This is a genomic window from Leptolyngbya sp. AN02str, from assembly GCF_050565595.1.
GTDB lineage: Bacteria > Cyanobacteriota > Cyanobacteriia > Elainellales > Elainellaceae > Kaiparowitsia.
In genome coordinates this window covers 173,685-186,820 of record NZ_JBNXVR010000006.1, presented here as the reverse complement: position 1 = coordinate 186,820, position 13,136 = coordinate 173,685, and the positions used below count along the sequence as shown (strand labels likewise).

Annotated in this window: 9 protein-coding genes and 1 tRNA gene; 6 read left to right on the top strand and 4 right to left on the bottom strand. The window is 52.1% G+C overall.

All coding sequences use genetic code 11. From position 1 onward, the window contains the following. Nucleotides 1–205: 205 nt before the first annotated feature. The 3 genes from ppk1 to ACQ4M4_RS06835 all read right to left on the bottom strand — a co-directional run bounded on the left by ppk1 (nt 206) and on the right by ACQ4M4_RS06835 (nt 4,584). Entirely contained in the window at nt 206–2,350 is a 2,145-nt protein-coding gene (gene ppk1 / locus ACQ4M4_RS06845) for a polyphosphate kinase 1 (protein ID WP_430683732.1), read from the bottom strand. A gap of 97 nt (nt 2,351–2,447) precedes the next feature. Further along, the gene (locus ACQ4M4_RS06840; protein ID WP_430683731.1) at nt 2,448–3,050 is read right to left on the bottom strand and encodes a Uma2 family endonuclease; all 603 of its coding nucleotides are present in this window, start codon (nt 3,048–3,050) and stop codon (nt 2,448–2,450) included. A gap of 22 nt (nt 3,051–3,072) precedes the next feature. Beyond that, a complete protein-coding gene (locus ACQ4M4_RS06835; protein ID WP_430683730.1) occupies nt 3,073–4,584 on the bottom strand; it encodes a UbiD family decarboxylase in 1,512 nt (503 codons plus the stop codon). Between the two features lie 760 nt (nt 4,585–5,344). On the opposite strand from ACQ4M4_RS06835, the gene ACQ4M4_RS06830 reads away from it, so the two are divergent. Then, on the top strand, nt 5,345–6,961 hold the full coding sequence (locus ACQ4M4_RS06830; RefSeq protein ID WP_430683729.1) for an MFS transporter: 1,617 nt from the start codon (nt 5,345–5,347) through the stop codon (nt 6,959–6,961). Here the strand turns inward: ACQ4M4_RS06830 and ACQ4M4_RS06825 are convergent. Continuing rightward, nucleotides 6,961–7,032 (bottom strand) — tRNA-Gly (locus ACQ4M4_RS06825). The genes ACQ4M4_RS06830 and ACQ4M4_RS06825 overlap by 1 nt on opposite strands. A gap of 272 nt (nt 7,033–7,304) precedes the next feature. Here ACQ4M4_RS06825 and ACQ4M4_RS06820 point away from each other — a divergent pair. From ACQ4M4_RS06820 to ACQ4M4_RS06800, 5 genes are all read left to right on the top strand, one after another. After that, on the top strand, nt 7,305–8,156 hold the full coding sequence (locus tag ACQ4M4_RS06820) for an Npun_R2479 family HD domain-containing metalloprotein (RefSeq protein ID WP_430683728.1): 852 nt from the start codon (nt 7,305–7,307) through the stop codon (nt 8,154–8,156). A 177-nt stretch (nt 8,157–8,333) separates the two neighbouring features. Further along, on the top strand, nt 8,334–9,035 hold the full coding sequence (gene deoC, locus ACQ4M4_RS06815; protein WP_430683727.1) for a deoxyribose-phosphate aldolase: 702 nt from the start codon (nt 8,334–8,336) through the stop codon (nt 9,033–9,035). A gap of 10 nt (nt 9,036–9,045) precedes the next feature. Continuing rightward, entirely contained in the window at nt 9,046–10,053 is a 1,008-nt protein-coding gene (gene recO / locus ACQ4M4_RS06810; RefSeq protein WP_430683726.1) for a DNA repair protein RecO, read from the top strand. Nucleotides 10,054–10,076: 23 nt separating this feature from the next. Continuing rightward, nucleotides 10,077–11,732, top strand: coding sequence for an MFS transporter (locus tag ACQ4M4_RS06805; RefSeq protein WP_430683725.1), 1,656 nt, complete (start codon nt 10,077–10,079; stop codon nt 11,730–11,732). A 78-nt stretch (nt 11,733–11,810) separates the two neighbouring features. Next, nucleotides 11,811–12,989: a glycosyltransferase family 4 protein gene (locus ACQ4M4_RS06800; protein ID WP_430683724.1), complete on the top strand. Its 1,179-nt coding sequence runs from the start codon at nt 11,811–11,813 to the stop codon at nt 12,987–12,989. Nucleotides 12,990–13,136 lie beyond the last annotated feature (147 nt).

Below are 13,136 nucleotides of genomic sequence, written 5' to 3'. Positions count from 1 at the left end.
TCGCGGATGGAGGTGTTCCAGATGGAGGCTTGCTCGGAGGAGGGGGCTTATGGATGGAGTGGGGGGAGTCAAGCTTGAGCTTGGGGGCGCGTCGCCCCCCAAACCCCCAGCCCCCCTCGGCAAATGGGTTGTCGGTGGGTGGTGGAGGGCCGCTTCGCATCGGTTGGGGTTGGATCAGGTTTATGGTGGGGTGGGGGCTGATGCCCTAGCGAGGTGGATGAGATGCGGCGATCGCCCGTTCCATAAAAATATCTTGAGAGCTGAGGATGTCTTCTTTGGGGCCGGGTGTTCGTTGCACAAAGGTGCCGTCGGGCTGTAGCTCCCAGGCATGGCGGTTGTCTTGCAAGAACACCTCCAAAATGTCTGTCAATGTTTCCATGAGTGCTGGGTCTTCGATGGGGGTTACTGCTTCTACGCGGCGATCGAGGTTACGGGGCATCCAGTCGGCACTGCCAATGTAGATTTCTTCTTGGCCATTGTTATGGAAGTAGAAGATGCGCGAATGCTCTAGATAACGGCCGACGATGCTGAGTACGCGAATGTTGTCGCTGATTCCTTTGACACCAGGGCGAAGACAACAAATACCACGCACAATTAAATCAATTTGTACACCCACTTGCGATGCTTCATATAATGCACGAATAATGGAGGCGTCAACGAGGGAGTTCATTTTGGCGATGATGCGTCCAGGATTTCCTTTTTTGGCGTGATCGATTTCACGACGAATCATGGCGGTCATGCGATCGCGCAAGTTGACAGGAGCCACCAACACTTTGCGGTAGGACTGTTGGCGTGAATATCCGGTGAGATAGTTAAACAAATCGGTGAGATCCGCTCCCAGGTCATCTCGGCAGCTCAACAGTCCAAAATCGGTATAGAGCCGAGCGGTTTTGGGATTGTAGTTACCCGTGCCAATGTGTACGTAGCGGCAGATGCCATCATGCTCTTGCCGTACCACCAAGACTACTTTGGTGTGGGTTTTCAATCCCACGACTCCGTAGACGACGTGAACGCCAACTTGCTCTAGTTTGCGCGCCCAGGTGATGTTGTTTTCCTCGTCAAATCGAGCTTTGAGTTCTACCAGGGCGGCGACTTGTTTGCCATTTTCGGCGGCGGCAATCAGCGCGTTGACAATGGGGGAATCGCCTGAGGTGCGATACAGCGTCATCTTAATGGCCAACACATGAGGGTCGTGGGCTGCCTGGGTGATGAACTGTTCTACTGAGGCGCTAAAGGATTCGTAGGGATGGTGTACCAGCAGGTCGCCCTGGCGAATGACGGAAAACATATCGACTGGGGTCACTGGCGGGAGGTTGGGATCGTCTAATGGCGATCGCAAGCGGGGTGGAATGGTGGATGTAAAGGGGCGATCGCGCTGTTCTGGTAATGGCAAGCCTGTGAGTGCAAACAAATCCTTCAGATTGAGCAATCCTTCGACTTCGTAAATGTCGCCATCGGTGAGTTCCATTTCCTCCACCAGCATGTGGCGAATTGAGGAGGGCATGGTGGCGTGTAGCTCCAACCGCACAACGGAGCCGCCTACCCGACGTTTGCGCAGCTCTTGTTCGATCGCCAGCAGCAGGTCGTCTGCTTCTTCTTCCTCCAGTTCAATATCAGCATCGCGGGTAATGCGGAAGGGGTGATATTCCTGAATGTTCATGCCGGGAAACAGCGACTCCAGGTTATGAGCGATTGCCTGCTCCAACGGTACCCCTGTCCAAATGCTGTCTTGGTCTTGCAACTCTTTGGGGAAGGCAATGAAGCGTGGCAAAATGCTGGGCACTTTCACACGGGCAAAGCGCTCTATCTCACCCTGCGGATCTTTGACGATGACGGCTAGGTTGAGGCTGAGATTGGACATGTGCGGAAAGGGATGCGCTGGGTCAATGGCCAGCGGCGTTAGCACTGGAAAGATACGCTTCTCGAAATAGTCTTGCAGGTAAAGCCGCTGCTCTTGATTGAGATCAATATAGTTGAGTAGGTGAATGCCATTGCCCAATAGGAGCGATCGCAGCGTATTTTCAAAAAAGCGATGCTGCTCCACTACCATGGGGCGCAACCGTTGACAGATGTCGTCGAGCTGCTGCTGAGGCGATCGTCCATCCGGCGTAATCTTGCTGACATTTGCTTCTACTTGCTCCTTGAGGATGGCGACGCGCACCATAAAAAATTCGTCCAGGTTGGAGCTAAAGATCGCCAAAAACTTTAGCCGTTCCAGCAGCGGTGTTCGGGAATCAAACGCCTCATGCAGCACGCGATGGTTAAATTCCAGCCAGCTCAACTCGCGATTGAAGTAGTACTCCGCATCGGTGAGGTTGGCGTTGGGCAATGATTCCTTTACTTCCGTCATGGCTCGGCCTATTGAGTAAATGCTTTTGATTGTCCCAAAGGAATTTCCAAAGCTCGCGTATTCTAGATGACACGAGCATTTGCCAATGGGCGATCGCCTAGGTGTTCAGCAAGGTGGTACCGTCTGCTTCGGGCTCAAACTCCACGCCATCGTAGAGGTCGGCAATGGCCAGTTCTGCATCAATCGAGCGAAAGGCGATCGCTCCTTCTACCGTATCGTGAGCGCGTAGTAGCCACAACCCATCTTCGGTACGGGTGTATTGATCCACAGCTGGAACATACTGGTTGATCAACACATATTCTTGCAGCGTGGGAATGGAGCGGTAACAGCGAAACTTTTCTGATTGGTCGTAGCTTTGCATGCAGCGAGACAGCACTTCTACAATCAGGCTGGGATTGAGAACAGTGTCGGTGCGATCGCCATACAGCTCTGGCTGACCCAAAATCACCATCCCATCAGGATAGGTAAACCGCCGATGCTGCGGAATCCAGAGCCGTAGATCGCTGCCAAACGGTTCAAATCCTCTGCCTTTGCGAGCGATGGTTAAGTAAGCCAGCAGGTTACGAACAATTCGGTTGTGATTAATCGAACCACCTGTCATGGGAACGATCGCACCATCATGATATTCGCTGCGAAATTCGGCGGTTTCCTCTTGCGCCAGATAGTCTTCTGGAGTGTAAAGGCGAGATTGGGTTTGCATGGGTCTGCCTCACCAGCGCCATTTACCGAATATCGTAGCCAAATAGATTGGGGTCAACATCCGCAAGATTGAGATCGGCTAACCCATACTCGGCCCAGCGCCGATCTACCAGCTCTGCTGTGTCGGGATGGGGATGCAGTTCTTCGCTCCACTTGCGATCGCTCTCAGGGTAAATTTTGGTGGTGGCATCAATGCCCATTTTGCTGCCCAGTCCGGGCCGCTCTGTGGCAAAGTCCAAATGGTCAAATGGGTTCTCGGGCAAAATGAACACATCCCGCGCCGGGTCCATTTTGGAGGTCACCGCCCACATCACCTGGCGTGGATCGCGCACGTTAATTTCCTTATCCACCACAATCACAAACTTGGTGTAGCTGAACTGGGGCAACGCGCTCCAAAATGCTAGCGCCGCCCGCCGCGCCTGTCCCGGATAGGCTTTGTCAATGGAAATAATGGCTGCTTTGTAGCTCAAGCCCTCCATCGGCAAAAAGAAGTCCACAATTTCCGTCACTTGCTGCCTCAGGATGGGCGTGTAGATGCGGTTGAGGGCGATCGCCATCATGGCATCTTCCTTCGGCGGACGACCGCTAAACGTGGTCATATAAATGGGATTTTTGCGGTGAGTGACGCAATGAAAGCGAATCAGTGGCGCTTGCTCATTCACGCCGCCGTAGTAGCCCATGTGGTCGCCTGCGGGGCCATCTACTCCAGTTTCTCCTGGGGTAATCGTCCCTTCCAAAATGATTTCCGCATCGGCGGGCACTTCCAGATCCACCGTTTTGCATTTGGCCAGGTGAATGCCCGCACCACCATAGATGCCAGCAAATAGCCACTCCGACAAATCTACAGGCAATGGGGTCGCCGCCGCCATAATCACCAATGGATCTACACCGAGGGCGATCGCCACCTCCAGCTTTTGGCCTCGTTCTGCCGCCTTGCGGAAGTGGCGGGTTGCGCCCCGAACCGACAGCCACTGCACGGTCATCGTATTTTTAGACTGGAGCTGCAAACGGTAGACGCCCACATTCACCGTCTTGTTTTCGGGGTCTTTGGTAATCATCAGCCCCAGCGTCAGCACCTTGCCCGCATCGCCGGGATACACCTTCAGCATTGGGAACTGGGTCAGATCCACCTCATCATCCTTCAGCACCACCTGCTGACAGGGCGGCAAAAGGTCACGCATGGGTTTGGCTTTAATCACGTCAAACAGCGCTTTGCCCAACTCCACCGCTTGCGACACTTTCTTGGGCGGACGCAGTTGGTAGAGCAGCGCTAGCTTTTTACCCAAATCTTCCAACTCCGCAGGCTGCTGCATATTCATGGCCCAGCACACCCGCTCCACCGTCCCCATCACATTCACAGCAACAGGAATGGATGAGCCTTTCACATTCTCAAACAGCAGCGCAGGTCCGCCCGCCTTCATAAGTCGGTTGCTAATTTCGGCAATCTCTAAGTCTGAGTCAACCAACGCGCTGATGCGGCGCAATTGTCCCCGTTGTTCCAACAGGTTGAGGAATCCTCGCAGGTCTCTCGGCATGATGAAGAAGTGTAACGTGGCTCTCTTCTATTATCTCAGGACTTCAGCCGTTGAGCTGTTTTTTGTCGGGTAAGCCTATCAAAAGCCAATTCTTCTATGCATACCATCGTGTTCTGGCTCAGCAAAACGCTCAAAGTTGGGACGGAATGGACAAGCTGGGGGTTGACTTGGCTCAACGCACCAATCATGCCCCTTACGCTCCAGTCAGTTGAATGATGTTTGGAACGCGAAACGCTCAACTCATCATTCAACCCCCCGGTTTTCGGATGAAGTGTGGAAGTCAGTACCGCTAGATCAGATGGTGGAACAGGCGATCGCCCTTGCACTCCCGCAGTATTTCCCCCCCGCAAGTCATCCAACTCAAGACAGTTGATCTAGAGCAGCCACAGCCATATTTTTATTGAGAAACAAGTTATTTGCTGATATTTCTGTGAATCCTTCATTTATGAATCCTTGAAAGGATGAATACTCTGTTCAAATAGAGGAGACGTTAATACGAAAAAACTTGATAAAACGATTTGTATAAACTTAGGATTAGGCAAGTGTGAGTCAACAGTATTTTGTTGGCAGAACATAGTTTAAGCAAACTGAATTCAAGCAACTTATTCATTGCTTGAATTCATTCGTTCAAAGAATAAAAAATCACCTCTAAGTTTGATATTAAGCCTACGCCATAGAAAATTCAGTGGTTTCGGTTAGCCAACCTTCATGGGCATCTTAAATCATGCCAAGTCGTGCAGCGCTTTAAAGGTAAACCTGAGTGACCAACTCTCTTGAAGCTATCACTGATCCGCCAAGCCAGGAGGGTTTAGACACTCTTCTAACCCTAAAATCTTCAGCTCTCAACCCCCAAAGCTCATCCATCAAATTCTCTAAAGAAGAGATTCGTTCTAGCCTGCGTGCTTCAACGTGGGATGGGGTTTTTGCAACGCTATTTACCAACATTACTGGTGGAGTTCTCATCAGCAATTTTTTGGTCGAACTAGAGGCAAACCCAATCCAAATTGGTATGCTGGCTTCGATTCCGATGTTGGCAAATTTACTGCAACCTGTGGGTGCTTACTTCGCCGATCGCACTACCAGTCGTCGTCGATATGGGCTTTGGGTCTATGGTGCTTCTCGGGTGCTGTGGCTACCGTTGGCGATCGCCATCATCTTCTACAGCAATCACCCCAATCATCCCCAACACATGATTTTGGCGACCCTAGCCGTAATGTTGCTCACCCATGGGTTGGGAGCAATTGGCAGCGCATCCTGGCTATCCTGGTTAGCAACTCTGGTTCCTAAACAGCTCCGAGGCCGCTATTTCGGCTTTCGCAACAGTGCGTTTAGCCTCACCAACTTGATCGCTCTGCCTCTATTGGGAGTGATGGTCTCTCGCTGGATGGGAGGCAGCTTTCAAGGATTTGGAGTGATGGTGATTGTTGCTGTTGTCGCCGGACTCATCAGCCTAGGCTTTCAATCCCGAATGACGGATGTCAATCCCCAAGGGTATTGGGCTGCGATTTTGAACCCTACCTTGGTAGTGCCTGAATCTGGGCTCGCCGGAGATATTACCGATGCGCCGAGCTTGGATGGTGTGACGGCCCAAGAGTTGACGCGGAAAAGGACGGTCATAACGGACTCGGTTGATCTTGCTGCCATAGCAGAACCTCACAACATGTTTGGTGATGTCCACTTTCTCTTGTTTCTGCTGTATTTTGCCGTTTGGGCATTTGGGCTCAATCTCTGCAACCCCTTCTTCAATATTTATCTGCTGGATAATCTCGCGCTGGATTTGGGCTGGGTTACCTTGTATAACGCATTGGGTGCCGGTGCAACCTTGCTGATGCTCCTGTTTTGGGGCAAGTTGGCTGACAGAATTGGCAATCGTTCGATTCTGCTGTTGGTTGGGGTGATGGTTGCAGTTTTACCGCTGCTTTGGTTAGGTGCGGATGCTTCGGCTTTGTCAGTATGGCTGTGGTTTCCCTTGTTGCATATTTTGGGCGGCGGTACGGGCGCAGCGATTGACCTATGCATTAACAATTTGCAATTGGCGATCGCCCCAGTTCAGCACCAAACTAAGTATTTTGCGACCTTAGCGGCGATCGGTGGCGTTGCTGGAGCCATGGGAGCCATGGTCGGCGGCTGGTTGGCGCAATCAACCGATGCTGTCAGCATTCCAGGACTCTTTGCCCTGTCGAGTGTGTTGAGGCTGGTGGCACTGCTGCCACTCGTATGGGTGCAAGAACCTCAGCGGCGATCGTTAAAAGATATGCTGAAACGCTGGTTCAGCCAACTCAAGCAGCCACCCACTCACTCCATTCCCAGCCGCCTATGCCACCCTGCAGGCGCAACGACCGAAATCACACTCAAATCAACCCTCGAAGACTTTTAAGCGGGTGATGGGACTCGAACCCACGACATTCAGCTTGGGAAGCTGACGTTCTACCACTGAACTACACCCGCAGAATATGGTTGATATTTAGGATAACATTTGCCGGCATGCGTGATGCTGGTTTTAGGTCTGGGAGATGAACGAAAACAGACTTGTAGAGTTTTTGCATCGACCGAACTGCTCATGTGATCAAGATCGCTGCGTAAGTGATTGAGATCAGTCAAGGGATGTTGTCCTAACTCACAAACGCAAACCCACAGTTGCGCTAGGGTATCAGTAGGTAAGAATTGGGTATTCTTATTCAAAGCCTTTTCAAAGCCTTCTCCCCTGGTTGAGTGCTGAAATGTTTAACGCCACCGAGCTTTTAATTTCCGACTTTGTTCGACAGCTAAAAGAAGGATACCGCCACACCTATGGCGGCTTAAAGTCTGATTATGAGGACATCATTGGATGGATTGGGGCGATGGCGCTGGAGAACATCGCCAACAGTGATGCGCTCTATCACAATGTGGAGCACACTATCTTGGTAACCCTGGTAGGCCAAGAAATTTTGCGGGGTAAGCATATTCGAGAAGGCGGTGTTGGCTGCGAAGACTGGCTGCACTTCATTATTTCGCTGGTGTGCCACGACATTGGTTATGTGAAGGGGGTGTGCCGCGCCGATCGCGATGGGTTATATGCAACAGGTAGCGGGGATTTGGTTCCCTTGCCACCGGGCGCTTCGGATGCCAGCCTAACCCCGTATCACGTTGATCGAGCCAAACTCTTTGTGGATGAGCGTTTTGGCGGCAACAAGCTCATCGATTCGGAAATGGTCAAGCGCAACATTGAGCTGACTCGTTTTCCGGTTCCTCAAGATGGAGATCATCAGGATACGTTGAACTTTCCTGGTCTCGTGCGGTCTGCTGATCTGATTGGGCAATTGAGTGATCCACGCTATCTCAAAAAGATCGGAGCACTGTATTACGAATTTGAAGAAACGGGCGTAAATAAGGCTTTGGGCTATCGCCATCCGGGTGATTTGCGCCAAAACTATCCTAAGTTTTACTGGCATGGGGTTTATCCCTACATTAAGGATGGGCTGCACTATTTGTCGCTGACTCAGCAGGGACAGCAAATCATTGCCAACCTCTACTCCAATGTGTTTGTGGTAGAGCATGAGCCGGCGATCGCCAAGGCTGTACCATCAGCATAAAAATCAACGCCAAAAATCAACGCCATGGGGGTGGCGTCGAGCCCCATCCCAGGTGGGATTGAATATGATAGAGGAAGTGGCAGAACGTTTTGCTTGTCAGGCGATCGCCCGTGTGAAAGCATAGGGACAGGAGTGGGCTGTACACAACAACGCCCAACTCTTTAAGAGGTAAGTTTCGTGGCCCCTTCCTTAACTCAAATCGATCTCGCCAGTTTGATTGACCATACGTTGCTTGTGGCAACAGCCACTCCAGTCCATATTGCACAATGGTGCAACGAAGCCGATCGCTTTCGATTTGCGTCGGTTTGTGTTGCACCGATTCACGTGCGTCAGGCAGTAGACTTGCTGCACAATAGCTCCGTCAAAGTGAGTACGGTCATTGGCTTTCCGACAGGGGCCATCACTTCAGCCGTTAAGCTCTACGAAGCACAAGAAGCCCTCGACAACGGAGCAGAAGAATTAGACGTTGTCATCAACTTGAGCTGGCTCAAAAGTGGAGATACCGAAGCCTTGTACAAAGACCTGGCTGCCATTTGTGACGAAGGCCGTCCGGTGAAGGCCATTTTGGAAACGCCGTTGTTGACCGATGAGGAAAAGCGGCTGGCTGCCGAGATTTGTATGGATGCTGGTGCCGCTTTTGTGAAAACCTGCACCGGCTGGAACGGTGGAGCCACGGTTGCGGATGTTCGCTTACTGAAAGAAATCACCAAAGATCGCGTTGGCATTAAAGCATCCGGCGGTATTCGAACCGCTGAGCAAGCACTTGAGATGGTCATGGCGGGGGCAACTCGTCTTGGCACTTCCTATAGCGTTCAACTTTTGCATCAGCTAGATATGCTGGACGTTGCCGACCAAGACCACGCTCAGACAGAAGAATAAAGCTCAACCTATGCCGGGAACCTACAAGGCGATCGGAATGAATTTGAAAAGCTCCCCCATGGGAGAGAACGATCGCCTCGTGACCGTACTCACCCGGGAGCAGGGACTGGTGCGGGCGATCGCCCCCGGTTCTCGCAAATACCAATCCAGTCTGCGGGGGCGCAGCGGATTGTTTGTGATTAATCAACTCCTGCTTGTGCAGGGCAAATCTCTGGACAAGATCATTCAAGCCGAAACCCTCGAATCGTTTCCGGGTTTAAGTCAAGATCTAAAAAAGCTGACGGCTGCCCAATATTTGGCCGAGCTCGCCCTGAGCCAAGCCCTGAGCGATCAACCCCAAAATGAACTTTTTGATCACCTCAGTGGATATTTCCATCGATTGGAGGAACAACCCAGCCCCCAAGCTTTGTCATTATTAGTAGAAGGCACCTTTCAATTGCTGGCATTGGCAGGGGTTGCACCCCAGGTTTCTCGCTGCTGTGTCACTCAACAGGTGGTGGTACCCGAGACAACCGACCCAAATTGGCGGATTGGGTTTCACTCGGCGATTGGTGGTATTGTGAGCTTGACCTCGCCCCCAGATCATCGGCAGCCCCAAACTGCGGATGCCGAGCCTCTCCAGGCCAATCCAGGAGATAGGCATCCAGCCTCTGAGGTCACGCGCGATCAATCCGCGCAGGGCCCTCTATTCTCAACGGCGATCGCTCCGCGTGATTCTGGGTATGTTCGCTCTGGCGCAGCATCCTACCGCCCCCGTAGAGGAAAAGGTCCATCATCTGCCACACTAGAAACAACGCTGACGGCTGTTGAGCTCATGCTATTGCAGTGGCTTGAGCACACCACTCACGCCAGTGGGAGCAACCAAGAAGCTACCTCTACCCCTGCATCCATTACCCCAACCTTCGCCAAGGGCGTATGGCTCTCCATCGAACGGGTTTTGAGATACCACGCCCAACATCATTTGGAACGCTCCATCCAGTCAGCCGCGTTGATCGATGCCTGTTTTGCGGTTCCCTAGCTGTCTGATACCCTGACCAACCCATGATGCAACGATACGACTCAGGTCTCAATCATCCGATGCTGGCCAAGCTAGACGAATTTGGTCGGCAAAAGCATCACTCTGAGCCAGACTACAAAGGTCGGTTGGATCAATGGGCTGAACAGTCACCTGAAGAACCCGCTCCCTCTCATGCGGAGCCAGTTGCTAAGCATTCGATACCCCAAGCTCAATCATCCCAGACACATCTCTATCAAACCGATGTCGCCGAAGAAGGACGGGAAGGCTATGCGCTTGAGTTGGACGGCTATCGCACCGCCAAGTTGAATCAGGAGTCTAAACCGTTCGAGCCTCAGCGGGATGGAGCGATCGCCACTGTACCTCCATCTCCCCCTGCTGCTACAGACAATTATCCTGAATTGGGCTTCACGCCGGTTCTACGCAATCGCAACTTTTTGTCTTTGTGGTGCGGCCAGGTTTTTTCGCAGCTCGCCGACAAGGTCTACCTCGTGCTGATGATTATGATTATCACCAGCCAGTTTCAGGCGGCAGGCCAAACCGTCAGCGGTTGGGTATCCTCCATCATGGTGGCTTTCACGATTCCCGCTGTCCTGTTTGGGTCGATTGCGGGGGTGTATGTTGACCACTGGTCGAAAAAAGCGGTATTGGTCAGCACCAATGTTCTGCGTGGGGCGCTGGTATTGGCGTTGCCCTTCTTGCTGTGGATCTCCCATGGATGGTCACCCATTGCGGGGATTCCCGTTGGGTTCGCCGTTTTGCTAGCGATTACGTTCTTCGTGTCAACGTTGACTCAGTTTTTTGCCCCAGCTGAGCAAGCGGTAATTCCGCTTGTGGTGGAACGGCGGCACCTGCTGTCAGCCAATTCACTTTACACGACTACCATGATGGCGTCGGTCATTATTGGGTTTGCGGTGGGGGAGCCGTTGCTGGTGCTGGCTGATAGTGCGATCGCCCATTTTGGGGGTGGCTCCACCATTGGGAAAGAATTGTTGGTTGGACTGAGCTATATTGCCGCAGGAGGGCTGTTGCTGCTGATCCGCACGCACTCTCCAGATGAGCAGGTGAGCGAGGATCTTCCACCCGTTTGGGAAAATATTCGCGACGGGCTCCGCTATTTGCGAGACAAACCCACCATCCGCGCGGCGATGCTGCAATTGGTTATCTTGTCTTCCATTTTTGCAGCGCTGGCGGTGCTGGCGGTGCGGTTAGCTGAGGTGATGCCAACGCTCAAGTCGTCCCAATTTGGATTTTTGCTGGCGGCAGGTGGTTTGGGCATGGCCATTGGGGCGATCGCCATTGGTCATTATGCCCATCACATGAGTCGTAGTCGGCTCAGTTTGTATGGCTCGCTGGGCATGGCATTAGGGCTCGCTGCCCTGGCCTTTTCTACCCATTACTTGATACTGACCCTGCTGGTGCTCGTTGGGTTTGGGGCAAGTGCCGCCTTTGTGGGTGTGCCGATGCAAACGGCTATTCAAGAAGAAACTCCGGAAGACATGCGCGGCAAGGTTTTTGGTTTGCAAAATAATGCGGTCAACATTGCCTTGAGCCTGCCGCTTGCCCTCGCTGGAGTGGCTGAAACCGTGTTTGGCCTTCGGCTTGTGTTGCTGGGTCTTGCGGGACTGGCGATCGTCTGTGGCGTTTTAACTTGGAGCCTGACTCGTTCTGAATTGTCCTAAACGGTATCGCAATTGATTAAATAGTGATTAAATTCAGGTATTAAACATACCTTTCAGATCACTTCAGAATGTGGTTGGATGCATATTGCTTGGCTCGGTAAGAAATCTCCTTTTTGTGGCAACGTTACCTATGGTCGAGAGGTTACGAATGCGCTTCTAGAAAGGGGCCATCAGGTCAGCTTTCTACACTTCGCTCAAGAAGATGAAGCGACAAACACTCCGGCAGAACCGCAAGAGGTCTCCATCCCTTGCTTGTACAAATCTCAGATCTATACCATTCCTTCACCACGCTCTAGCAAGGTATTAACTGACGCTCTTCGTCGGTTAAAGCCGGATGTTATTCATGCATCGCTAACACTTTCTCCTCTCGATTTTGTATTGCCCGAAATCTGTGAAGAGCTAGGTTTGCCGCTGGTTGCGACTTTTCACCCTCCCTTTGATCGAAAGCGGCGCAACCTAACATCAGGCACCCAGCACCTGATGTATCAACTTCATGCTCCATTTCTAGCTCACTACAATCGAGTTATTGTATTTTCTTATATTCAAAAGGAGCTGCTGATTCGTTTGGGGGTTCCCGAACGGCGAGTTGCCGTCATCCCCAACGGGGTGGATGTGGACAAGTATTCGCCGGGCCACTCCTCCATCAAGGCTCAGGTCGGAGCTGAACAACTCTTTGTTTATCAAGGCCGTATCGCTCCTGAGAAAAACGTAGAAGCCTTGCTCAAAGCCTGGAAACTTGCAGGTATGGGCGATCGCAGCAAACTGGTCATCGTGGGTAGTGGCCCCCTTGCTTCAACGCTCATGCCCTTCTATGGCCCAGAGGCGGGTGTCGTTTGGCTAGGGTTTGTGGCCAATGAGCAGCGACGCATCGAGATTTTGCGAGGAGCCGATGCCTTCATCCTGCCTTCGCTCGTGGAGGGTCTTTCGCTATCTCTGCTAGAGGCTATGGCTTGTGGAATTGCCTGCTTGGCGACTGATGCTGGGGCCGATGGCGAAGTGTTAGATGGCGGGGCGGGTGTTGTGCTCAGCACTCAGCGGGTCTCTTCCCAATTGCAAACTCTGCTTCCTCTTTTTCGCGATCAGCCTGAGCTCAGTGCCCTGCTTGGTCACAAAGCCCGACAGCGGGTGTTGGATCGCTATACGCTCACCCAAAATATTTCTCATCTAGAGGCGCTGTATCAACAGGTGTTGGATGAGGCTAAATCCCAAACGATTCCGATTGGCTCGCTGGGAACCGTTCGACAAACGCTCTTCTAACATCCTGCCCCACCTTGTTCAGTAGATTCCTGAACAACAGCGAGTATGGAGTGTTATCATAGGAAAGCGCTAATTTTGTCCTAGATAAATTCGGGAGTGGTGCCTGGATTTTGCGATCGCAAAATTCAGGCTGTGCTGCTTGTGTAG